At 33.6% G+C, this 24167-nt stretch carries 27 protein-coding genes; 13 read left to right on the forward strand and 14 right to left on the reverse strand.

Going from position 1 to position 24167, the window contains the following annotated elements:
- The first annotated feature begins 143 nt into the window (after positions 1–143).
- On the forward strand, positions 144–1019 hold the full coding sequence (locus tag F9279_RS17550) for a TetR/AcrR family transcriptional regulator (protein ID WP_152115371.1): 876 nt from the start codon (positions 144–146) through the stop codon (positions 1017–1019).
- Between the two features lie 262 nt (positions 1020–1281).
- On the forward strand, positions 1282–2271 hold the full coding sequence (locus F9279_RS17555) for a potassium channel family protein (RefSeq protein ID WP_152115373.1): 990 nt from the start codon (positions 1282–1284) through the stop codon (positions 2269–2271).
- A gap of 198 nt (positions 2272–2469) precedes the next feature.
- On the opposite strand, the gene F9279_RS17560 is transcribed toward F9279_RS17555, so the two are convergent.
- From F9279_RS17560 to F9279_RS17570, 3 genes are all read right to left on the reverse strand, one after another.
- A complete protein-coding gene (locus F9279_RS17560) occupies positions 2470–2802 on the reverse strand; it encodes a four-helix bundle copper-binding protein (protein ID WP_152115510.1) in 333 nt (110 codons plus the stop codon).
- Between the two features lie 132 nt (positions 2803–2934).
- Positions 2935–4281 carry a glucose-6-phosphate isomerase gene (locus tag F9279_RS17565; RefSeq protein ID WP_152115375.1) on the reverse strand — a complete coding sequence of 449 codons (1347 nt, stop codon included), beginning with the start codon at positions 4279–4281 and terminating at the stop codon, positions 2935–2937.
- A 218-nt stretch (positions 4282–4499) separates the two neighbouring features.
- A complete protein-coding gene (locus F9279_RS17570) occupies positions 4500–5663 on the reverse strand; it encodes an iron-containing alcohol dehydrogenase (RefSeq protein ID WP_152115378.1) in 1164 nt (387 codons plus the stop codon).
- Between the two features lie 206 nt (positions 5664–5869).
- On the opposite strand from F9279_RS17570, the gene F9279_RS17575 reads away from it, so the two are divergent.
- Positions 5870–6103 carry a DUF378 domain-containing protein gene (locus F9279_RS17575; RefSeq protein ID WP_152115380.1) on the forward strand — a complete coding sequence of 78 codons (234 nt, stop codon included), beginning with the start codon at positions 5870–5872 and terminating at the stop codon, positions 6101–6103.
- A gap of 183 nt (positions 6104–6286) precedes the next feature.
- Here the strand turns inward: F9279_RS17575 and yugI are convergent, their stop codons facing one another.
- From yugI to F9279_RS17595, 4 genes are all read right to left on the reverse strand, one after another.
- Positions 6287–6691, reverse strand: a complete 405-nt coding sequence (gene yugI, locus F9279_RS17580; RefSeq protein WP_152115381.1) for a S1 domain-containing post-transcriptional regulator GSP13 — start codon at positions 6689–6691, stop codon at positions 6287–6289.
- Positions 6692–6946: 255 nt separating this feature from the next.
- Positions 6947–8119, reverse strand: a complete 1173-nt coding sequence (locus F9279_RS17585) for an aminotransferase (RefSeq protein ID WP_152115383.1) — start codon at positions 8117–8119, stop codon at positions 6947–6949.
- Positions 8119–8619, reverse strand: coding sequence for an Lrp/AsnC family transcriptional regulator (locus F9279_RS17590; protein ID WP_152115385.1), 501 nt, complete (start codon positions 8617–8619; stop codon positions 8119–8121). The genes F9279_RS17585 and F9279_RS17590 overlap by 1 nt, the downstream gene beginning before the upstream one ends.
- Before the next feature lie 239 nt (positions 8620–8858).
- The gene (locus F9279_RS17595) at positions 8859–9119 is read right to left on the reverse strand and encodes a DUF1871 family protein (protein ID WP_152115387.1); all 261 of its coding nucleotides are present in this window, start codon (positions 9117–9119) and stop codon (positions 8859–8861) included.
- 407 nt (positions 9120–9526) lie between these two features.
- Between F9279_RS17595 and F9279_RS17600 the strand changes: the two genes are divergently transcribed.
- Complete coding sequence (locus F9279_RS17600) at positions 9527–10801, forward strand: Nramp family divalent metal transporter (protein ID WP_152115389.1); 1275 nt, start codon at positions 9527–9529, stop codon at positions 10799–10801.
- 165 nt (positions 10802–10966) lie between these two features.
- Here the strand turns inward: F9279_RS17600 and F9279_RS17605 are convergent, their stop codons facing one another.
- Positions 10967–11479: a superoxide dismutase family protein gene (locus tag F9279_RS17605; RefSeq protein ID WP_152115391.1), complete on the reverse strand. Its 513-nt coding sequence runs from the start codon at positions 11477–11479 to the stop codon at positions 10967–10969.
- A gap of 157 nt (positions 11480–11636) precedes the next feature.
- Between F9279_RS17605 and F9279_RS17610 the strand changes: the two genes are divergently transcribed.
- Positions 11637–12062: a kinase-associated lipoprotein B gene (locus F9279_RS17610; RefSeq protein ID WP_152115393.1), complete on the forward strand. Its 426-nt coding sequence runs from the start codon at positions 11637–11639 to the stop codon at positions 12060–12062.
- 165 nt (positions 12063–12227) lie between these two features.
- Here the strand turns inward: F9279_RS17610 and kapD are convergent, their stop codons facing one another.
- Entirely contained in the window at positions 12228–12845 is a 618-nt protein-coding gene (gene kapD / locus F9279_RS17615) for a 3'-5' exonuclease KapD (protein ID WP_152115395.1), read from the reverse strand.
- A gap of 236 nt (positions 12846–13081) precedes the next feature.
- Between kapD and F9279_RS17620 the strand changes: the two genes are divergently transcribed.
- A complete protein-coding gene (locus F9279_RS17620; protein WP_152115397.1) occupies positions 13082–14938 on the forward strand; it encodes a transglycosylase domain-containing protein in 1857 nt (618 codons plus the stop codon).
- 199 nt (positions 14939–15137) lie between these two features.
- Here the strand turns inward: F9279_RS17620 and F9279_RS17625 are convergent, their stop codons facing one another.
- Positions 15138–15719 carry a DUF5366 family protein gene (locus F9279_RS17625; protein ID WP_152115399.1) on the reverse strand — a complete coding sequence of 194 codons (582 nt, stop codon included), beginning with the start codon at positions 15717–15719 and terminating at the stop codon, positions 15138–15140.
- A gap of 294 nt (positions 15720–16013) precedes the next feature.
- Between F9279_RS17625 and F9279_RS17630 the strand changes: the two genes are divergently transcribed.
- A complete protein-coding gene (locus F9279_RS17630) occupies positions 16014–16190 on the forward strand; it encodes an asparagine synthase (protein WP_152115401.1) in 177 nt (58 codons plus the stop codon).
- Between the two features lie 135 nt (positions 16191–16325).
- Complete coding sequence (locus F9279_RS17635; RefSeq protein ID WP_152115403.1) at positions 16326–16712, forward strand: hypothetical protein; 387 nt, start codon at positions 16326–16328, stop codon at positions 16710–16712.
- A 99-nt stretch (positions 16713–16811) separates the two neighbouring features.
- On the opposite strand, the gene F9279_RS17640 is transcribed toward F9279_RS17635, so the two are convergent.
- Entirely contained in the window at positions 16812–17003 is a 192-nt protein-coding gene (locus tag F9279_RS17640) for a hypothetical protein (RefSeq protein WP_152115405.1), read from the reverse strand.
- 206 nt (positions 17004–17209) lie between these two features.
- On the opposite strand from F9279_RS17640, the gene F9279_RS17645 reads away from it, so the two are divergent.
- The 3 genes from F9279_RS17645 (at position 17210) to F9279_RS17655 (ending at position 19568) form a co-directional block, all read left to right on the forward strand.
- A complete protein-coding gene (locus F9279_RS17645) occupies positions 17210–17977 on the forward strand; it encodes an SDR family oxidoreductase (RefSeq protein ID WP_152115407.1) in 768 nt (255 codons plus the stop codon).
- An 81-nt stretch (positions 17978–18058) separates the two neighbouring features.
- Positions 18059–18553: a hypothetical protein gene (locus F9279_RS17650; RefSeq protein ID WP_152115409.1), complete on the forward strand. Its 495-nt coding sequence runs from the start codon at positions 18059–18061 to the stop codon at positions 18551–18553.
- Position 18554: 1 nt separating this feature from the next.
- The gene (locus F9279_RS17655; protein ID WP_152115411.1) at positions 18555–19568 is read left to right on the forward strand and encodes an alpha/beta fold hydrolase; all 1014 of its coding nucleotides are present in this window, start codon (positions 18555–18557) and stop codon (positions 19566–19568) included.
- A 46-nt stretch (positions 19569–19614) separates the two neighbouring features.
- On the opposite strand, the gene F9279_RS17660 is transcribed toward F9279_RS17655, so the two are convergent.
- Entirely contained in the window at positions 19615–21120 is a 1506-nt protein-coding gene (locus F9279_RS17660) for a leucyl aminopeptidase (protein WP_152115413.1), read from the reverse strand.
- Between the two features lie 300 nt (positions 21121–21420).
- Between F9279_RS17660 and F9279_RS17665 the strand changes: the two genes are divergently transcribed.
- On the forward strand, positions 21421–21894 hold the full coding sequence (locus F9279_RS17665) for a divergent PAP2 family protein (RefSeq protein WP_152115415.1): 474 nt from the start codon (positions 21421–21423) through the stop codon (positions 21892–21894).
- A gap of 61 nt (positions 21895–21955) precedes the next feature.
- Here the strand turns inward: F9279_RS17665 and F9279_RS17670 are convergent, their stop codons facing one another.
- A complete protein-coding gene (locus F9279_RS17670; protein ID WP_152115417.1) occupies positions 21956–22660 on the reverse strand; it encodes a 3D domain-containing protein in 705 nt (234 codons plus the stop codon).
- Positions 22661–22873: 213 nt separating this feature from the next.
- Positions 22874–23239 carry a HesB/IscA family protein gene (locus F9279_RS17675; protein ID WP_152115419.1) on the reverse strand — a complete coding sequence of 122 codons (366 nt, stop codon included), beginning with the start codon at positions 23237–23239 and terminating at the stop codon, positions 22874–22876.
- 220 nt (positions 23240–23459) lie between these two features.
- Between F9279_RS17675 and F9279_RS17680 the strand changes: the two genes are divergently transcribed.
- Positions 23460–24152 (forward strand): DUF2225 domain-containing protein, encoded by a 693-nt coding sequence (locus F9279_RS17680; protein WP_152115421.1) that lies wholly within the window; start codon positions 23460–23462, stop codon positions 24150–24152.
- Positions 24153–24167 lie beyond the last annotated feature (15 nt).

Below are 24167 nucleotides of genomic sequence, written 5' to 3' on the forward strand. Positions count from 1 at the left end.
AAGTTCCTTTCCGTACACCTTTTCTTAAGCTAATTGATTTTCACACAAAATTAATATATAATTTGACTACCTAGTCAGAAATACAAAATTTATTGACTATTCAGTCATAAGATAACTCTTCCTACGAATCAGGAGGTTTACACGTGAAGGAAAAAGAAAAAGTAATCATAGATTCTGCATTGAAGTTTTTTGCCCAAAAAGGGTACTCTTCCACTTCAGTCCAAGAAATTGCTAATGATTGTGGTATTTCCAAAGGAGCATTTTATTTATATTTTAAATCAAAAGACTCTCTACTATATACTATCATGCATTATTTTTATGAAGAAGTTGTGAGTGCCTTTAAGGACATAGCAGAAAAAGAATCAACACCTAGGCAAAAAATGATAGAACAAATGACTTTTATGCTAGATCATTCTTTAAAACACAAAGATGTTATTATTATGCAAACAAGAGAACAAGCTATTCCTTTAAATGATTCCATTAAACAATTAATTGTGCAAATGCAAACAGAGCTACAGCAAAATACCATTAAAACCATCTATGAGATATATGGTGATGATAGTCAAAAATATCTTTATGATCTATTAATTATACAAGAAGGTCTTTTTCATTCTTTTTTAAAAACACTTTTCTTAAATCAAGCAATGGTAACAACTCAAGCAGCAGCAGAATATATTCTTAAAAGACTGGATTCCATGTATCTCGATATTAAAGAATCCAAGGAAGAGCCTTTAGTATCTAACCAGTTTTTATCTCAATTAATGAGAAAACCCAAAATTAATTTTATGGAACATAATAATGAAAAAATAATAATTACCATTGATACCATTCGTAGTAAATTGGAGTACTCAGCCAATAAAGAGGATCTTGAGGTAAGTTTAGATGTACTACTAGAAGAAGTAAGAAACACGGAACCACGATTACCTATTATTAAAGGCATGTTATCCAACTTACATGAACACAAGGCTTCAAGAGAAGAACAAAAACTTATTGCTGATTTTTATCATATTTCTATCTGAACATAATTCCAGACATAAAATAGACGCTTTTACGCTTTATTTCACTTACCATCTAAGCATAAACAGATATGTCAACAGAGCTTCCCATACATAAAGAAAACAAAAGCAATCTGTACAAGCTTAATGCAACTCCACATTAGAAGATTTTTAAACCCTTAAAACTGTATTGCTGATAGCCTTCCACTTTATTGACTTTCATTCCTTATGAAAGTTTTTTTATTTGTCTATAATGGTACTATTCAAACTTTACGGGGGGTTAAATTTGCCTAATTCTATGCTCTCTAGATTTCTACGTTTACCTCTAAGCCTTAGAATACTGTCTATTTCATTAATAATAATTTCTACATTTGGACTTGCTATTAGTGTCATTGAACCAGAGCAGTTTCCTACATTATTTGAGGGAATTTGGTGGGCTATCATCACTACATCAACAGTTGGATATGGCGACTATGCTCCAACAACAGTGTTCGGAAGAATTACTGGAATCTTACTCATATTAACAGGAGTAGGCTTTCTATCCACCTACTTAGTTACGCTAGCAACAGCTGCTGTCGCAAAGCAAAATGCTTACCTAGAAGGAAAGGCTACATTTAAAGGAATAAATCATGTTATTATAATCGGATGGAATGAGCGTTCTCGTACATTAATTCACTCAATGAGAAAAGAAAGAAACTCCTTCCCCATTACTTTAATCGATGACTCTCTAGCCAATAACCCTATTCCAGAATCCATTCACTTTATAAAAGGAAATTCTAACTTAGATGAAGTGCTTATAAAAGCAAATATAACATCTGCTAGCAAAGTCATTATTACTGCGGATCAAGGAAAGGAAGAACTACAAGCAGACATGCATTCCATACTAAGCCTTCTTGCTATAAAAGGATTGAATCCCTCAGTACCTTGTATTATTGAAATCTTAACAGATGAACAAGTTTCTAATGCCAGTAGAGCTGGAGCAGATGAGATTGTTCAAACTAATAGTCTAACTAGCTTTGTAATGCTTAGTAGCTTGAATTCTCAGGATGCTATGATTGCCTTTTTAGAACTTCTTAAGCACTTGAAAGAGAAGAACTTACGTTTCCTACCAGTTGAGGATTACGCAATAGATTCCATGGATTTTATGACGGTAGGAGCCTACTTACTAGCAGAGGGAAAAATATTGATGGGGATAAAAAGGGGAGAGCATAGCTATCTTAATCCAGGTCCAACTTTTTCCATAGAAAAACAGGATGAACTAATCATTATTTCTTAGGTGAGAGGGAGAGATATACCTAAAAAGGCAGTCTCGAATACCAATCATGTCCCATTTATTCTAATAGATGTTTAATTATATAGGATTCAAACCAACAAAACCTGACTATTAGGCGCAAGAATCATTTAAAAAACACCTTATAGTTCAGGTTTTCCATTTACTTATAATACTGATGTTCTATCCTTTAATGAAAGACTCTTATACTTCTAAGTATTTTTTACAATTCTCAACACATTGTGTACAGATTTCTGCACAATATTGGCAATGTTTATGATCGTGTTTCTTACATTCCTTTGCACAGTCTTCGCATACAGCTATACATATTTTAGCTAATTCTTTCGCATAAAGTGATTTTCGAATAATAGCTTGTTCTAAATGGCTGCAAATCTCTACACATTCTCTATCTAAATAAATACAGTCTAACATCCTACCTACATGCTCTTCTGCTAAGCATTCATTCATACAATGATTTGCAACAATCATACATTCTTGTAATGATTTAATAACTAATTGTTCTTTTTCCACTAACATCTTCAATCCACCTCTTTCTACAGCTTTCCTTTCTCTTTATTTATCCTATTTCTAAAGCTTCAAACATGTAAGTAAGAAATGAAATATAAAGAGCATAGTATCATGGATACTATGCTCTTTGGGCTTACAATTTTATAGGCGACTTTCTAATTCTGCTTTTTTCTCTTCAAAGCCTGGTTTACCAAGTAAAGCAAACATATTTACTTTATATGCCTCAACTCCTGGTTGATCAAATGGGTTTACTCCTAATAGATATCCACTCACTGCACAAGCTTTTTCGAAGAAATACACTAAATAACCAAAAGTATATTCATTCATTTCTGGAATAGTAACAACTAAATTTGGTACTCCTCCATCTGTATGTGCAAGTAGAGTTCCTTCAAATGCTTTGTTATTTACAAAATCTACTGTTTTACCAGCTAGGTAGTTTAAACCATCTAAATCATTTTCTTCTGCTTCAATTACTAGCTCATGACGAGGCTTGTCTACTTTTACGATTGTTTCAAATAGATCACGACGTCCTTCTTGAACATATTGTCCTAAAGAGTGTAAGTCTGTTGAGAAGTTAGCAGAAGACGGATAAATACCTTTTTGGTCTTTTCCTTCACTTTCTCCAAATAACTGTTTCCACCATTCAGAGAAATATTGAAGACCTGGCTCATAATTGATAAGCATTTCAATTGTTTTACCTTTATTATAAAGAACATTACGAACTGCTGCATATTGATAAGCGATATTATCTTTTAGCTCTGAAGTACCAAAATCTGTGCGAGCAGCTGCTGCGCCTTCCATCATTGTAGTAATATCTGCACCACTAACTGCAATTGGTAATAAACCTACAGGAGTTAGAACAGAGTAACGACCACCAACATCATCTGGAATGACAAATGATTCATAGCCTTCTTCTGTTGCTAGTGTTTTTAGTGCACCTCTTGCTTTGTCTGTTGTTGCATAAATTCTCGTACGAGCTTCTTCCACACCGTATTTTTGTTCTAATAATTTGCGGAAAACTCGGAAAGCGATTGCAGGTTCAGTAGTAGTACCAGATTTAGAGATAACATTAATAGAGAAATCCTTATCTCCTAGGAAATCAATAACATCAGTCATATAAGTAGAACTAATATCTTTACCAATGAAAATAATTTGTGGAGTTTTTCTCTTTTCTTTTGACAAGCTATTGTAAAAGCTGTGATTTAGCATTTCAATTGCTGCACGAGCTCCTAGATAAGAACCACCAATACCAATAACTAATAAAACTTCTGAATCACTTTTTATTTTTTCTGCTGCTTTTAAAATTCTTGAAAATTCTTCTTTATCATAATCTACAGGAAGGTCAATCCATCCAAGAAAGTCGTTCCCTTGTCCTGTTTTCTCATGTAGGGAATGATGCGCAACTTTTACTGCATCTTCTAAATATGTAATTTCGTGTTCTCCAAAAAAGCTAAGTGCCTTTGAGTAATCAAAACGAACGTGTGTCATAAATGATCCTCCATACTTATATTTATTTATGTTTCAATTACACTTTATCGAATGTGGGAAAAGTAATCAAGAAAGAACTTCATTGAAAACGTATACATTTTTGTTTTTTTCATATTTTGTTCAAGTATTTTTCTATCTTTCTTGTTTTTCAAGTGAATTGTATTAAAAAATGCACGATTATCTCCTAAGAAACAATCGTGCATTCTCTAAGTATTCTATTATAGAGATGCTTTATATATCTCCAAGACATCTTTTTCATTTAGTATTTTAAATCTTCCAAAATCACCATTCATCATTGCTTTTTCTACCATTAATTCCAATTTGCTATCATCAATATCATAATCTGCTAAACGGGAAGGAGCTCCTAATTCATTCCAAAACTCTCTTAACGTATTGATTCCTTCTAAACCTACTTCTTCTGCAGACTTTCCTTCTGGATCTATTCCAAACACTCTTACAGCTAATTGTTTAAATCGTTCTGGTTTTACAGAAAGATTATGCTTCATCCAATTAGGGAAGAGAATAGCTAATCCGCCACCATGCGGAATATCATAAACCGCTGATACAGCATGCTCGATATTATGTGTTGCCCAGTCTCCCTGATATCCCATATTAACCATTCCATTTAAAGCCATTGTACCACTATAAAGGATAGCTGCTCTGTACTCATAGTTCTCCAGATCGTTTACTAATTTAGGACCAAATTCCATAACTGTTTTCAATACTGATTCACACATATAATCTTGAAGCTCAGTGTTTTCTGTTAAATGGAAATAATGTTCTAATACATGTGACATCATGTCTACAATGCCATAAATGGTTTGATCTTTTGGTACTGAATATGTATTTTCAGGATCAAGAATAGAAAAGACTGGGAATGTAAATGGACTTCCCCATCCTACTTTTTCTTGTGTTTCCCAATTTGTAATAACAGATCCAGCGTTCATTTCAGAACCAGTTGCTGCTAATGTTAGAATAGTACCAAATGGTAGTGCATCTGTTACTGGGGCTTTTTTCGTAATAAACTCCCAAGGGTTTCCTTCGTATTTAGCACCAGCTGCAATTGCTTTCGTACAGTCAATAACACTTCCGCCACCCACTGCTAAAATAAAGTGAATTCCTTCCTTCTTACAAATATCAACACCACGTTGCACAGAAGTTAGACGAGGATTTGGTTCTACACCAGATAATTCAAAAACTTCCTTATTTCCTTCTTTTAATAGCTGCATTACGTTATCATATAGGCCATTTCGCTTGATACTTCCGCCACCATATACAACTAGTATCTTATCACCAACATTTGCTAACTGAACCTTTAATTGCTCTAATTGTCCTTTTCCAAAAATTAGCTTTGTTGGATTATAAAAAACAAAGTTATCCAATATTATTTCCTCCCTATTAATCAGTTCTTTTTAATTCCTATTCTGCCTTATTATTAATCAAAGTGTCACGAAAATCAAAGAATTGACCTTCAAACAAAAGTAGTATGTGCAAATATTTAATTGTTTAGAAAGAGTAAGATTAGGAAGGTATAATTTTTAATGGATATCACAAGCTATTAAAGATTCTACTATAAGGAGGAAGAGAAATGAGCGCAATCCAAAGAATTGCATTAGTTTTAACAATAGTAGGAGCAATAAACTGGGGACTAATTGGATTCTTTCAATTTGATCTAGTAGCAGCGATCTTTGGTGGGCAAGGTGCTGCACTTTCTAGAATCATTTATGGTCTTGTAGGAATCGCAGGAATAATTAACCTTGGTCTACTATTCAAGCCGAGCACTGCAGTTGCAAGAGAGCCTGAACCTCGAACAACTCGATAATTCAAAACAAGAAAGATATAAAGCTGGCTTGAGAGCATAGAACTCTTTTGTCAGCTTATATCTTTATTTTTTTACACATTATGTCGTTCCCTTTCTTTTGAATTCATTAATATTTATCTATACACGTAAAAAAAGCATAATCGCTTAGAAAGGCGATTATGCTTCTTTTACTAGTAACCAATATTATTTATTGATTAAGTCATTACGATTAGATTGTTCAATCCACTCTTGTAGCTTATCTTTTAAAGTGTTGAAGCCTTGCGTGTTGTCAGCTTCTACTACTTGTGGAGCTGGACGTTTTGCACGAGGCTTTTTAGCTTTTGGTGCTTCTGTTTGTACAGGTGCTTCTTCAGTAGCACGAATAGAAAGACCAATTTTTCCAGCAGCTTCGTCAATAGAAAGAACTTTAACGTTTACTTCGTCTCCAACTTTTAAAAACTCATTGATATCTTTTACAAAACCATGTGTTACTTCTGATATATGAACTAAACCTTGCGTATTTTCGTCTAAAGAAACAAACGCTCCATAAGGCTGAATTCCAGTAACCTTTCCTGTAATAACACTTCCAACTTCGATTTTATCTGACATGAGAACACTCCTAATTTATGATTGTAATTTTCCTTTTATATGCATTATAAGATTATACCATATATTTAGCCTTTTTACAAAGTAATTATTCCTTATGCACAATATTGGCTTAATGTTCCATCACAAAACAATTAAAAAAGACCACTTTTTATAAGCGGTCCTAGTCAATATTCATCATGTATAAATGATTTATTATTTTTAAAGGGAGTATAAATAATTATCCAACCACTAAACCTGGTAATCAAAATCTATGATTTATTTCTGATGCTTTTCTACAAATCGTTTCATTCGCTTCATTGCTTCTTGAAGTTGTTCTAAGGAAGATGCGTAAGAACAGCGAACATGACCTTCTCCACTTTCACCAAAAACACTTCCTGGTACTACAGCTACTCTTTCTTCTTTCAATAAGTTTTCCGCGAATTCCTCAGCAGTCATACCTGTTGATGTAATGTTTGGGAATGCATAAAAAGCTCCTCCAGGCAAATGACAGGTTAATCCCATATCATTCAAGGATTGTACGATATAGTTTCGTCTGCGGCGATAGCTTTTCTTCATTTCTTCCACGTCGTTTTCTCCGCTTCTTAGCGCTTCTAAGCCAGCATATTGTGCCATAGTAGGTGCACACATTAAGCTATATTGATGAATCTTCAGCATTGCTTGAATAAGTTCATCAGGTGCACATACAAATCCTAGACGCCATCCTGTCATAGCAAAGCCTTTTGAAAATCCAGAAATTAAAATAGTTCGATTCCAAGCTCCGTCAATAGCAGCTGTACTTGTATATTCTTCGTCATAACACAGCTCTGCATATATTTCATCTGAAATAATAAGTATGTCATGCTTTTTAGCTACAGTAATCACTGCCTCTAGTTCTTCCTTAGACAGTGTAGTACCAGTTGGATTATTTGGTGAGCAAATCATTATTGCTTTTGTTTTTTCTGTTATCACTTCTTCTATCTGATTTGGTTGAATTTTAAAGTCATTTTCTTTTAGACTTTGTACAGGAATTGGATTACCACCTGCTAGCGTTACTAATGGTGCATATGATACAAAGCAAGGCTCTACAACAATTACTTCTTCACCTAAATTCAAAATAGCTCTTAAAGCGATATCAATTGCCTGACTAGCTCCAACTGTTACAATGATTTCAGAAGTAGGTTTATAAGAAACCGTAAATCTTTTTTTCATATATTGAGCAATTTCTTCTCTCAATTCTATAAGACCAGGATTTGCCGTATAGGAGGTATACCCTTGTTCTAAAGAAAGAATTGCTGCTTCTCTCGCAGACCAGCTCGTTACAAAATCTGGTTCACCAACACCTAAAGAAATGACACCTTCCATTCCTGATGCTAAATCAAAGAATCTTCTAATCCCTGATGGTTTCATTTCTTCTACTTTTTTTGCAATATAACTCTTTGTTTGATTCATTAAGGTGACACCACTATTCTCTTATCTTCATCTGATGGTTCAAATATTGTTCCATCGTGCTTATACTGTTTTAATATAAAATGAGTCGTAGTTGATAGTACGGAATCTAAGGTGGAGAGCTTCTCTGATACAAATCTAGCAACCTCATTCATGGATTTACCTTCAATAATAACAGATAAGTCATAAGCTCCAGACATTAAGTATAGAGATTTCACCTCTTTAAAACGGTAAATTCTTTGTGCTACTTCATCAAAACCGACTCCTCTTTTCGGTGTTACCTTCACATCAATCATAGCAGTAACTCCTTCATGGCCTTCCACTTTGGACCAATCAACAATAGAGGTATATCGAACAACAATGTTTAATTCTTCTAGCTTAGATATCATTCTTTTTGTTGCTTCCAAGTCTTCTTCTATCATTTTAGCGATATCTTCATCTGATATTCTCGCATTTTTTTCCAATATCTCTGCAATTTCTACTTCTTTATCTGTTAATTTCATCCTTCAACCTCCTCAAGTCTTTTAAGTCTTAAAAATATTCTCATTATATCAAATAATACGGAATCAGAAATGGTCTTTTTCCCTATATCCTTTTAATATTTGCTTATTATATATATATAACTGTTTTCACAATTTTTTCACCTTACATTTAGCTCACATTCAAAACTTTACTTATCTTAGAGCAAAGGCTTTCATTAGATCTTTATCAGTCCTGATAAAAGACTTAGTAAAAGCATTCATTATATAGAGCATGAATCATTATCTTTTACATCCAATAATCTTTTAGCTATCTGCAGACATTTCTCCATGGGTATGAGTTCCTCAAATGAAAAATCATAAATAGCTTGAATTTTCCTTGCTAAGGCATCCTCATCATCTATTAGAAAAAGTGCTTGCACACTGTCAGCTACCTCTGTATCATAATTACCTTCCCCAATATTAAATGGATCCCATTCATTTAATAATCGAACAAATTCCAAGTTCTTCTTTTGATCATCCATGATAATTCTTCCTTTACACCTATAATTTTCTGCATTTATTCTACCATATTTCTAGATGGATTCACATGTAATAACAGACAGATTGTTTTTCATTATACGTTTTCTGTATGTAGCTTAAGAAATTTGTTGTATCTTTCTTATTCCCCTTGAATTTTTATATACGGTTACAATTATATGCCTATTCTTATTTCAGAGAAATTAACTGGCATATAATCCACTGGATAACGAAGCAAAAAGTAAAAGGATAGCTTGTCTTTATAAGAAGTAATAAAAAAGATAAAAACAGGGAAATATTTTTATGACTTTTACATTGACTTTATACAGAATTAGGAATATGTTATATATAAAATTTGCCCTAGAGAAACTTTTTAATATTGGGTAAAATTCTAATAAGTAAGGTGAGTAACATGGGGAAACAATTATTAAAAACAAATAAACATTCTACTACATTAGAAGAAGTTCTAAATGGAAACAAAAAAGGTTTTAAAAAGCTGCTTCCATTCTTAGGTCCAGCTTTTATTGCTGCTATTGCCTATATAGATCCAGGTAATTTTGCAACAAACATTGCTGCTGGCTCAAAATATGGATACCTTCTTCTTTGGGTCATTCTTTTCTCTAATATCATGGCATTAATAATTCAATCCTTATCCGCTAAACTCGGAATAGCTACAGGAAAAAACCTCCCAGAAATAGCAAAAGAAGAATTTCCAAAACCTGTTTCCATAGGCCTATGGATTCAAGGAGAAATAGTTATCATCGCAACAGACCTAGCAGAATTCATTGGAGCTGCACTAGGAATTTATCTTCTTTTTGGAATTCCTCTTTTGGAAGCAAGCATTATTGCCGCTATAGGCTCTTTTGCTATTCTTGAGCTTCAAAGACGAGGTTACCGGTCATTAGAAGCTGGAATAACAAGCATGTTATTTATTGTTGTTCTTTCCTTTGTTGTTCAAATGTTTTTTAGTAAACCTGATATAAATTCTGTTTTTAATGGATTACTAACTCCTAAATTTGAAGGGGTGGATAGCGTCGTATTAGCTGCGGGTATTCTTGGTGCAACCGTTATGCCGCATGCCATTTACTTACACTCAGCACTAATTCAGAATAGAATAGTTGGGAATACTTTAAAAGAAAAGAAACAAATTTTTCGTTTTGAATTTCTGGATATACTAATCGCCATGTTAATTGCTGGATTCATTAATGCTGCTATGTTGATTGTTTCTAGTGCATTATTTCATAAAAATGGATTATTTGTAGAAGATTTAGATGTAGCGTTTCATTATTTTGGAGAATTACTGAATCCTTTATCTGCTACTCTATTCGGTTTAGGGTTACTCATTGCAGGATTATCAAGCTCTTCCGTTGGTACCATGTCTGGTGATGTGATTATGCAAGGCTTTATCAATTACCGTATTCCTATTTACTTGCGTCGAGTCATCACTATGGTACCACCTATCACCATTATCGCTATAGGAGTAAATCCAACTACTGCCTTAGTAGTAAGTCAAGTAGTGCTGTCATTTGGTATTGGATTTGCGCTAGTTCCTTTAATTCTCTTTACAAGTTCTCGCCGAATAATGGGTGGATTAGTAAATCGATTATGGTTAACTATTGTTTCTTGGATAATTGCTATTGTTATTATTTCCTTAAATATATTTATTCTAATTCAAACTTTTATGTAGGCAATTTTTAATTCATTTAAGATAGGAATGCCTCTAACAAAGAACTCACAGACTATTTTACTTTACAAGTAAGTTAAAAAAGGAAACAACGACTTTCAGAAAAGTTGTTGTTTCCTTTTTTATTGTTCCATATTGTCTTGCCTTAAAACCAAAATGTATAAATTCTTACTTCTTCTTAATAGCTCCACAGGCAATTCTAGCTCCTGAATCTCCTGCTGGCTGAGTCATTCCATCATCTTGTTGTTCGGTAATGACTATAGAAGTACCATCTTTCGTAAACAATGATTTTTTTCCAGATTTCATCGTTACCTTTGGTGCAATTAGTTCTGCTTTCACTGTTCCATCATCTTCCACGATAATATTAGGAAGATCTCCCGCATGAGCTCCTTTTGGATGAAGAAGTCCATGCTCTTTATTGTCTGGATTAAAATGATCTCCCGCATCTTTGAATTCTGGTCCCTTACATTTACTACTATTATGAATATGAATACCATGAACTCCCGGTGATAACCCTTTTAGATCAAGGGATAATTTTACGCCTGACGACTGTTCTTGTAATATAATCATTCCTAAAGAATCTCCAACCTCATTAAACATTTCTACTTCTAGCTTTGTCACTTCCACATTTGCACAACCAGCTAGAACTAGTATCATGGTGGCAATAATGATTTTTTTCATAGCTTTTCCTCCAATGACATATTGAAGTTATTATTTGTAATAGATTATTTTTTATACAAAACGATCTTTCAGAGAAATAGAACAATGCTTATGATAGATGGAGGCAGAGAATGATTGTGTTACTATATTAAGTAAGATTATAAGGGAGGCAAATTATATGTCAGAATTAACAGTTGGTTCCATTGTTACAGCTTTCTACAAGACTGGAAAATATATAGGTGAAATAACAGAAATACGTGCTCAAAGCTATTTGGTTCGCGTCTTTGCCGTTTTAAAGCACCCTATACAAGGAGACTTGCATCATCCCAAGGAAACAAGTGTGGGCATTTTTCATGAAAGAAAAGCCCTTTCTTATCGGGAACAAATGAATGCTCCTAAAAGTATGGTAAAACTTTATCAAGAAGAACAAATTCCTTCTTATCAAGATTCACTGGCGAATGCACTATACAAGCTAGAACAGGAATTAAGTAAAGAGAATACTGACTATTCTTCTATGAGCTTAACTAACTTGGACATACTAAAAAAAGAATATTATCGTTTTTTAGGCATAAAAAAAGACGATACCTTATTAGACCGTCAATAAACAGTGTATTATGTTTTCCTTTCTTTACTAAAATAGGGAAGTGGATTTCCGCTACAGGAGTTCACTTCCCTTCATGTAATGAGATCATTGTTTTCCAATTCCTTTAGAAGGTCCAATCCCTTCCTCTCCAATTCATTGCTGAAACATAACAGTTCATATAATTTTTTATGCAAATTTATTAAAAACCTTAGATAAGTCAATTAAATCACCGATAGTTGGTGGCTTAGGCTTACCTAAATAACGCTTATCTTTCTCTACCAGCTTATATATATGGTATGTGGTTAATGCATCATCAAGCGCACGATGATGTATTCCAGTACCCTCTCTTCCATATTCTCTAACAGCTTTCCATAAGCCAGTTTGATTTTGATCACCGAAAAAGCGCTTGTATTCCATAGATAAATCGATTTCTTCAAACTCAATAGTAAAGGGAATATTTTCTTTTAGACAGTTATCCTTGAGTACTTTAAGATCCATATTTCCCCATGTGATAATCGAGTTTTGAAACCCTTGACTTAACTCTTCCAACTTCTCCATTAATGTTAAAAGAGAAATCCCATTATTAACCTGTTGCTGTGAAATATGTAGAAAAGATTTGCATCTTCCTGAAAGAATTGGAAAACGATTTGGGATAACATAGGAGGAAAACTGTTCTTTAACTAAGTCATCTACAACTGCTACAATACCGACTTCAATTATTTCTGGATAAAACCCTTTAAAATTCTTGCTTTTCTCTGGCATCGTGAATTCAAAATCAATAAATAAAAACTGTTGCTTTTCCATCTTTTCACCTTCTTTCCATTTCACATAAATAAATGACTTTGTAGCCTTCATGTTAGGATGAGGGATATAATTTCATAAAAGTACCTAAATGTTCTGCCTTTATTATAACAGAATATACGTATAACCTTTTAAATTTTCTGTATTTTTATGATAATATTTTCCACTTTATTTCTATAACAAACAATAACTGATAAAATATATTCTTAGACAAAAAATTTTTAATTGAGGAATATGGCATGAAAAAAACATTAGGATACGTTATTACCCTATTAATGTTTTGTTTGGTATTTATTCTACTATCCTTAACTACTATTCAAATAAAAAATTATGTATCGTTTCCAGATTTACTTAAACAGAAAGTAAAATTAACTGAACAAGTGATAGCAAATACTAGCTATCTTCTTGATAGTAGTGGGAAAATATTTTCAGAAATTTATACTCCAACAAATAGCATTTATTTACAAGATGAAGAGATACCAACTATTTTAAAAGAAGTATTTGTTTTAACAGAGGATCAACATTTCTATGAGCATCATGGGTTTGACATAACCGCTATTGGTAGAGCTCTATTGGTTAACGCAGATGAAAATGAAATGGAACAAGGTGCTAGTACCATAACACAGCAGCTAGCTAGAAATAGAATGCAAGCATTTGAAAAAACGTATAACAGAAAATTAAGAGAGGTTCTTTATGCTTACCAAATAGAGAAAGTGTGGTCAAAAAAGAAGATTTTATCGGAATATATTAATACCATCTATTTTGCCAATAACACATATGGAATAGAAGCAGCGGCTAAGTATTATTTTAGTAAGTCTACACAACAACTAACCAATGCAGAAATTATTTTCTTAGCAAGCATTCCGAACAACCCGACTCTCTATAACCCCGTTACGTCTTTTAGTCACACAAAGGAACGTCAAGAACGTCTGATAGATAGCTTGGTAAGGAATAACCGACTTTCTGAAACGGATGCAATGGAATGGAAGAAGGAAATAATCACCTTAAACGTCCAGAAACGAATAGATTTATATCCTGATTATTCCACATACGTAGAAGCAGAATTTAGAGAATTAGTAGCTGAAAAGTATGGATATAAAGAACGACAAAATAATGCGGATGAGAAAACAAAAGCTATAGTAGAAAAAGAACTAGATAATCAAGTTCAAGATTTATTCAAAAGTGGAATATACATTCATACTGCTCTACAGCCAGATTTACAATCCTATGCTGTTAACTCCTTAAATCAAACACTTTCTAATATAGATGTTCAAGGTGCAGTGGTCGGAATGGATCAAAAAAATCATACAATTATCACATTAGTCGGAGGAAAGAATTATCATAAATACGACTTTAACCGTAGTTACCAAGCATTCAGACAGCCTGGTTCATCGATAAAGCCATTATTAGTTTATGGACCATTTATTCAAGAAACTCACAACTCCATTAGCAAAGAAGTAAATGCGGATGCATTCTGCAAAGGAACTTATTGTCCAAAAAACTATAGTGGAAAGAATTATGGAACTGTCACGTTAGAAACAGCTTTTAAAAACTCTTATAATACACCTGCTGTTAGATTAATGGACCAAGTTGGTATAGACACAGCCTTTTCTTACCTTCAAAAATTCCATTTTCAACACATAACGCAAGAGGATTACACTCTTGCTGCTGCATTAGGTGGATTTACAACAGGGATGTCCCTACTGGAAATGACAGATGCTTATACTACTTTTGGAAATAACGGGCAGTATCAACAAGCTAGAGCTATATTAAAGGTCACAGATTCTTCTGGTCATTCGATATTAGAATGGGGTGATAGTTCTGTGCCCGTATGGGATGAACCTACCAATCAAGCTATGAAAGATTTATTAAGTGCTACTGTCCAATCAGGCACAGCAATGTCAGCTAAGTTTCCTTCTGCCTATCTTGGAGGAAAAACAGGTACCACTAATGATTATCATGATTTTTGGATGATAGGTTTAACAGATGAAAAAACCATAGGTGTTTGGATTGGAAAAGACACCCCAGTTAACTTAAAAAACATAGAATCTCAAAAATTACAGCTTAAAATATGGAAGGATATTTTGTCAAAATAAATATCTTGATTGTCCCAAAATCTCAGCTCCTTGAAGTAAAATATGGAAAAATCATCTATATAGTTTTATAAAAAAGATTAAAAGATGCAAAAAAGTATTCTGTTTACGATCCTCTGGCTATAAGGCGATGGAATCTTTCTCCTTATAGCTAGGGGATTAATGCTAGGTGTTTAAATAAATCGGGGAATCGTCCACTTTTTTATAATGGCAAACTTGCCATCAGACCATTATACAAATTAATGCAAAGATACATAAAACCAATCAACAATAAAGACCATGTAAATACCTGAAAAAGAATAAAGAAAATCATACCTGACATACTTAAGTGTTCGCTAACAGCATTTACGTAATAAACAAAATAAACAAGTGTAGTTATGATAAAAATAAGACCAATAAGAGAAAAGCTTGAAATGGCAAACAAAGAAAGAATACTACCTATTATATAAATAATGCTCCCTTTTCTTACCTTAGTTAAACTGACTCCTTGATGATCTTCCGAGAAAAAAAGGAGTGATATCTCATTTAATGTTCCTGCAATTAGCTTCAAAGCAGATAAAACCATAAAGAATAATACACAAAAAAATAGCAATAAAGATAAGCGAATACCTGTTGCTGAAAAAAACTCTAACAAACCTTCATACATGCCAAGACTTTTCAATAAATCCATGACTGTTAGTTCTACTCGAATAGAAATAGATAAACTGAAAAAACTTATAGAAAAAAGTGGAAAATAACTTGTTAAGTATGTATTCATAAGCTCTCCTATACTAATACAATCCATAAAAAATATTCTTTTACATATTAGTTACTTCTCTCCTACTTGTAAAGTAAATCATCGATCTTTCGTAAAATCAATTTTAATGAAACCTAAGTATAAGCAGTTGATACTCACTGAGCCTAACTGCATTATCGCTTAAGATAATACAAATTGGCTTTTAACAACATATTACTCTAACTCCCTCACCGAGAAACAATTCCCTATATAACCAGAGATTCCTACGGCTACATTTTCCTCATTAGAAAATACTATAAAAGTCCTTTAAGAGGACTAATCCAAATTCGGGAGTGAATGGTAATGGAGCATATTCGTGAAGGATTAATACCAACTGTCTTAGGAACAGCTGTAACAACTGCTGGAATTGTTATGAAACAAAATCGTAAAATTGACTCCATGATTTCCAACACAGTATTTGGCTTTGGTTTAGCACATGTTGTACTAGGCACCATTGATTTAATCGAACACCGTAATTAAAAATCTAGAACAAACGAGAAAGTACCGCTTAAAAGAAGCCAAGCCCTTTAATCAGTGGTCTTGGCTTCACTTTAACATTCATAAATACTTCTTATGAAGAATAAAAATAAGGATAACTAAGTATATAAGAAGGGAATGTCACGTATGAGACGACCATATTACTATGGTGCTATTCCTACTCCAATAATCTATCATCCATATTTACACTATCCTTTTTTAGCAAGAGAGTTACCTGCTGTTAATCCAAATAAATTTATAGAATCCTCCAAAAAAACATTACCACTATTATCTGACCTAGAATTATGTATAAACAAATTAGCTAATTCTAAAGAGCTTTCTACAAACATTATGACTGCTGCACAACTATCACAAAAAGCAACGGTCGAACAACTCATTAAATCCACAGGAATCAAAAATATTCCAATCATCGATTATAATCCAGATGGAATAACTTTAAAGTTTGATCAAAAAAATAAACCTCCTTATTGCTGCTACTTATCTGTACAGCTAAGATGGAGTTAATGGATTAAGACACCACATTTAATGGTCAAGATTCTCCTTTAGTAGTAAAAGCAGAATCTTGACTTTTTTATACAATTTTTTCTACGATCCTAGATAATATTAATAATAAGGGTAAGGGCCATAAGGAACTGGACCGTACGGTACTGGTCCATATGGTACTGGTCCATAAAATGGTCTTGGTCTAACTAATGCTCCACCTATAACCCCACCAAGTAATCCACCAACAAATGGTGCTGCGAACCATGCTCTTGAATCTTGTTGCGGATAAGGAACTGGATATCCATGATACATAAGCTGTTACCTCCACTCTAGATTTTTTCTCTCTACACTATTTACTATGCATTTGCCCCTCATTTGGACTGGGCTATTGTCCTACTCTTTCTGTTTATATTAGACATTGATGTTTAGGCTTAGGTCTCCGCCTTATTTTAAGCACCCTTTGAAGTCAGCTTGTCTATACTATATGGAATATATAATCAAAGAGGAAGGGGAAAGAAATGAACGCATTATTTGAGCTTACCGGTAAAACTGCCATTATTACTGGAGGAAGTCGAGGATTAGGAGAACAAATGGCAACTACCTTAGCAGAAGCCGGTGCAAATATTGTAATTTGTTCAAGAAAGTTAGAGCAGTGTTTAAAAACAGAAGAAAAGTTAAAAGAAAAGGGAATAAAAACGCTTGCCATGGCATGTGATGTGTCCAATAAAGAAGATATTTCTGCTGTCATTTCAAAAACCATTGAAACATTTGGAACAATTGATATTTTAATCAATAATAGTGGAACATCTTGGATGGCACCATTCCAAGATTACCCAGAGGACAAATGGGAAAAAGTAATGAACGTGAATGTAAAAGGTTCTTTTCTTTTCTCGCAAGCAGTTTCTCAAAAAATGATGGAGCAAAAAAGCGGTAAAATTATCAATATTTCCTCTGTTACTGGCTTACAAGGAACTCACCCTATGGTTTTAGATGCCATTGCCTATTCAACTAGCAAAGGAGCAATCATTCACTTCACCAAAGATTTAGCTGTTAAGCTAGCTCCATACAATATCCAAGTTAATGCTATCGCTCCGGGATTCTTCCCTACCAAAATAACATCCGCTCTTGAAAAACATAAGCTTCCATTATTAGCAAAAATCCCAGCACAGCGTTTAGGTAAATTAGAAGATTTAAACGGAATTATCTTATTTTTAGCAGGAGATGCCTCCAATTATGTGAACGGCCAGACCATTGCTATTGATGGTGGACTTTCTTCTATGCTTTAAACAGGAGGTAAGTCCCTCCTTTATGGTTGATACGCCAATTGATTTAAAAAATAATTAATTAAAGAAAGAAGGTAATGAAGCATGGCTCAGGTTACAATTGATTTTTATGAGTTATTAAAAAAAGGAGGAAACTTACTACAGTATCGTATTAATGATAGCATTAAAAAAAATTTAAATCAGATTCCGTTAGTTGATTTTGCAAAATCTAAAACTGGTCTTCTTACTAAAAGAATGGATCAAATCCAACAATATACAGAACAAGCGACTAATTATATGAATCTCCCTACTAAAACAGATATCGCTAATACGACTCAGCTAATTTTACAATCAGAAGAAAAAATAGATCAACTTGATAATCAATTATACAGCATAACTTCTATGCTAACAGAAATGAAAGAAATGATGGGTTCCTTCCACCAACAGCCTTCTATGTCATTCGAACTGAATGCCAAGATTACAGAACAAGAAGAGCTCATCGTTTCTCTTCAAAGAGAATTAGTCCAAGCGAAAGAATTATTACAAACACAAATGGAATTAGTAACTGTATCTAATCCTACTTCCTACCAGGCGATGTAAAATGACAAATAATCGAATAACATCCTTTATTCAAGCATTAACGGTAGACCCAGTAGTTGGAACGTCGGAGAGATATGCTATTTGGAAGAAAAATAAAGCAACCCTTTGGTATTATCCTACTAAAGAAAAGAAATATAAAGAACCTATCTATTTAGTTTATTCCATTGTAAATAAGCCTTATATATTAGATTTAGGCCCCTCTATGAGTTTAATTGAAGCATTCAATAAAGCTGGATATGATACCTATTTAATTGACTTTGGTATCCCTGGCTATGAAGATCGTTTTATGACAATGGATGATTACATTGTTAAATATATCCATGAAGGTTTTAAACGAGCCATTCGACATGCTGGAGAAGATTTATTCACAGTAATTGGCTTCTGTTTAGGGGGAACACTGGCTACTATTTTTGCAGCTCTTGATAATAGATATATTAAAAATCTAATCTTAGCTGTTTCACCTATTGATTTTTCTGCATTTCCAGATTACGACAAATGGTTAACTGCTCTTCAAAATCAAGAAATACAGTTGGATGAAATGATTGATAAAATGGGTGTAATACCTCCAGAATCCATTAAATATGGAACTAGGTTAATAGTTGCTCCCGTTTCATTTAGTCACTATCTTGCCCTATTAAATCGAGCTAACAATGAACAGTATATTGATAAATGGACGAGAATGAATAAATGGACACTCGATCATATTCCAGTTGCAGGTGCAGCATTAAAACAAATTATGAATGATTTGATTCGAGATAATAAAATAGTAGAGGGTGGGCTAACTGTTTATGACAAGCCAATTGATTTTAAAGATATAAAATCAAATCTTCTTGTCTTTTCAACCATGTATGATCCTCTTGTTCCTAGTGCTCTATGTGAACCTATTATGGATTTAGTCTCAAGTGAAGATAAACTATTTGTACTGTTTGAAGGTGGACATGCGGCGCTTGTTGCTAAAGAGCATATGCCAGAGCCTATGGAGAAATGGCTTTTAGAACATACTACACCTTTATAATGAAAAAACTGCATTTCCAATGAAATGCAGTTTTTCCTGTTTTGCTTTATTGCTTATCAGCTTCAAATCTCTCCACAAATAACGCTAATGTTCTAGTCATTACTCCAGTGGCCCCTGATTGCCCTAAGCTACTAGCTTTATTAGTTGTAGATGTTCCAGCGATATCTAAATGAACCCAAGGTGTTCCCTCAGCAAACTCTCCAATAAAAGCACCACCCATAATCGCATGACCAGCAGTTCCAGGAGAATTATTTAAATCAGCAACGGGACTATTTCTAACTAACTTCTTATGACTTTCGAAAATTGGTAATCTCCACATTTGCTCTCCTGCTTCATAAGAAGCTTCTAAAACCTGTTCAAAAAGTGCTTCATCATTTGCCATAGCACCTGTTGTTTCCATCCCTAAGGCAGTAATGACTCCACCTGTTAATGTAGCAATATCTACTAAATAATTTGCTCCATGGTGTTTCGCATATGTTAATGCATCTGCTAATACTAGTCGACCTTCTGCATCTGTATTTAATACTTCAATCGTTTTACCGCTCATAGAAGTAATAACATCATCCGGTTTAAAGGCATTGCCGTTTACCATATTATCTGTAGAAGGAATAACAGCAACTACATTTTGCTCTGGTCTCAGTTCTCCAATGATCTCCATTGCTCCAAGGACCGCAGCAGCACCGCCCATATCTGTTTTCATCCCGACTATTCCAGTTTTTGGTTTAAGCGAATACCCACCTGTATCAAAAGTAATCCCCTTACCAACAAGGCCAATTACATCTTCCCAGTTTTCTTTTCCCTGGTATTTCAATACAATCATTTTAGGAGGCTCTGTTGATCCTTGATTAACTGCAAGCATTGCTCCCATGCCAAGTTTTAGCATATCTTCTTTTTCTAAAATTTCTGTTTCAAAGTTATATTTATTAGCAAGTTCTAAAGCATAGCTAGCAAGATCTGTGGCCGTTAACATATTACCTGGAAGATTTACTAATGTACGTGCAGAGTTGGTTGCTTTGCCATAAATATGACCTACTTGTAGAGCAGAAAGGACTATTTCTTCCTCCACATTACTAAAAACAGTTAACTCCGTGATTTTCTTTTCAGGCACATTCGATTTTTGCTTGTATCCAGTAAATTCATAAGTAGCTAGTGCAAATGCCTCTCCAAATGCATGAGCTACATCTTGCACTTCTACTTCTTCTGTAACAAAAGAATCTACAAACAAGGATGTTTCTGTCCATCTTTCTTGAGCAATTTGTTTAAAGGTTGCTCCAAAAGCTTCTCTTATATCATCAAATGTTAAATCCTTCTCTTTTCCTAAACCTACAAATACTAGGCGTTTTGCTGCTATCCTTCCAAACGTATGAATAATTCTTACCTTATTCTTTTTTGCAGATAAATCACCAGATTTAATCAGATTAGTTAATTCACCTTGAAATACATCATCTAACTCCGCTAGCTTGCCTTCAAATTTAATAGACTTATCAAACAAACCAACGATAATACTTTCAGGACTTTCAGAGAAATTCCATTCAGATTGATATGTAAACATACTATTACCTCCATTCTATTCTCTTCTATTATACCGAATTTAATCACTATTTCGTATAGCTAATTATTTTCAATACTATCTTTACAAAATATTAAAATCAATTTTTTATATTTTTAAATAAGGAAACATACGCATATGATATAATAAACAAAACTAAATGCAAGATGGTGATGAGTTATTCCATTAAAAATGAACTTATTGTAAAAGCTGAATACTTTATTTAATCCATTTTGATTAATAATACGATTTAAATGGTAAACAATACATATCATATCTTCTAGAAACCACGAGGTGATTTTATTGGAATTACTACATAACTTTCCGTTACTTGCTAGTTTAGCAGCAATACTATTTGCACAATTTGTAAAAGTCCCAATTACATTCTTTGTTACAAAAAAAATCGACTGGTCTCTTCTAACTAGTAATGGTGGTATGCCAAGTTCTCATTCCGCTGCAGTAACTGCTCTTTCCACAGGAGTTGCTCTAGAAACTGGTTTTGATTCTCCTATCTTTGCAGTAGCTGCAATATTCGCCATTATTACCATGTTTGATGCAGCAGGAGTAAGATGGCAAGCAGGGGAACAAGCCGTTGTTCTAAATAGACTTGTAGAAGATTTTAATAAGTTTATTACAGAAGCAAAAGGATGGCAAAACAAACCGGAAAAGGAAAAAAGAAAAGAATTAAAAGAATTACTAGGGCATAAACCTATTGAAGTTTTTTTTGGAGGTCTAACAGGAATCTTACTTACTTTAGTTTTAGGTTTATTTTTATAATACAAAACATAGCAAAAAGCAACAGGCTACAATTAGTACCCTGTTGCTTTTTTCATTATTCTTATCTATTTTCTGCTTTTGTATATTGCTGACGAAAGACTTGCATAGATTCATCCTCATTTAAACTACTTAGTGTTTCTTCTGTAAGCTTGCCTTCACCCATTTTTATTATGTATACGTCTACTGTCTTTTTACCCCATTGACTATAAACATCATCCACTGTTTCATAATATAAATCTACCTTATTTCCATTAATTGCTGATCCTGTATCTGCTACTACACCGAATCCATAGTTAGGGATAAACAGTACTGTTCCAATAGGAAAAACACTAGTATCTGCCGCAATAGTACTATATAAATCTCTTTTCACCTTAACTCCTGAATAGGTTATCCCATACTGTGGGTGACTAGGATTTTTGCCTGTTGATTCGACACCTGCAGTATAACCAGTTGCAACTACCCTTTTTGTCGGATACTGCGACCAATTTCTCACTTCCTCCAGTAATGGCGGTTGTCCTGCTACTTCTTCACTAGACGATATTTGCGTTGTTTCTACTAAAGCTGACTTGAAATTTTTTAAAGCCACACCAATTTGTTTAATCGTATGTTTGAATTGGTTATCCTCATCTGTTGTGATACTTTCATTTTTTGCAAAATCTATAGAACTGGCTTCTACTCCTGAAATTGACTGAAACGTTGTTAATAGAGCTACAATGAAAAGAAAAGTCATTGCTACTCTTCTAAAAAACTTTTTACTATTAATCATATTTTTCACTCCTCCCAAAACTATTCATTTCCCATATTCAAAGAAAATATTCATAAATAGTTAAAAAGAAGGAGTTTTTGCCTATTAAAATTCTACTTAGTGGTTAATTCTGCTTCCCAACTGCATAGTTTCTTCTAAAGCACGTCAAAATTTGATAACAAAAAAAACGTAAAGAAAGCACTCTGCTTCCTTTACATTTTTAATTACTTTCTCTTAGCATTCTTCAGGCGAACCAGCATTAACAGCTGTTCTAAAAGAAGACCCACATCCACACGATGCAATAGCATTCGGATTGTCGATGGTAAATCCTCCGCCCATTAGAGATTGTTTATAATCAATTTTTGTTCCTTTCAAGATAAGACCATCATTTTTATCCACTAATACTTGGATTCCAAAATGCTCAAAAACAAGATCACTTTCTTCCTTTTCGTGTGCAAATCCCATTCCATAAGAAAGGCCACTACAACCTCCGCCTCTTACAGCTACTCTTAAAAAAGAACCCTCTTCTTCATTTTCCTTCATCATTTCTTTCACTTGAAGTGCTGCAGCTTCTGTTATATTTAAAATTTCTTCCGTCATCACTCATTCTCCTTTCTTTCCCTATACTAATTTATATTATATACCTCCCTCCATTGCGACTCAACTCAGCGGTTTGATTAAAAAATGGAAATATTATCAACACTTTAACTTATAGGTATTAATACCTATTTAGATAATAACAATAGGAAATTTTACTTAATGAGTAGTATAATAAAACTATAAATTAAAACTTTTTACCTATGCAATAAGGAGTGAGAATATGACTAGTATAGAACCATTATATGATAAGCAATGTACTTGTTTACTTTGCCAAACTCCTTTTACCACCAAGAAAGTACGTTCTAGATTTGTAAAGGTAACGAGTTATGACACTGATTTTTTACCTTATTACTCAGAGCATAACCCTTTGCTTTATTACATTAATGTATGTCCATCTTGTGGCTTTTCTTTTCACAATGATACAGTTCCCTATTTTTCTCAAGAAGGAAAAATGCTATTAATAGAAAAGGTCTGTTCTCAATGGGTACCACAATCTTATAGTGGTGAACGGAGTATAGAAGATAGCATAAAAACCCATAAGCTTGCTTCCTACTGTGCAATTTTACGGAAAGAAAAGCATGTAATGATAGCTGGCTTATATCTAAGACTCGCTTGGCATTATCGTATGCTACATAACGATATACAAGAGATGCGTTTTTTAAATCTTGCTCTTTATGAATATGAATTATCTTATTCTACAGGAGATTATAGTGGAACTACAGTATCTGAATTAAGAACCATCTACTTAATTGCTGACTTATCCAGACGTACCAATAAATTAGAAGAAGCAACAAGGTATTATTCTAAAGTCATTGAGCAGCAAAGCAGAACGACGGAGCCACAAATAATTAAATTGGCAAAAGAAAGCTGGCAAGAAATGAGAGAAAAGCAACAAACCTTACTTGCAGAATAGATAAAAAGCAGATAG

The organism is Bacillus sp. B1-b2 (assembly GCF_009183415.1).
Taxonomy (GTDB): Bacteria; Bacillota; Bacilli; order Bacillales; family Cytobacillaceae; genus Niallia.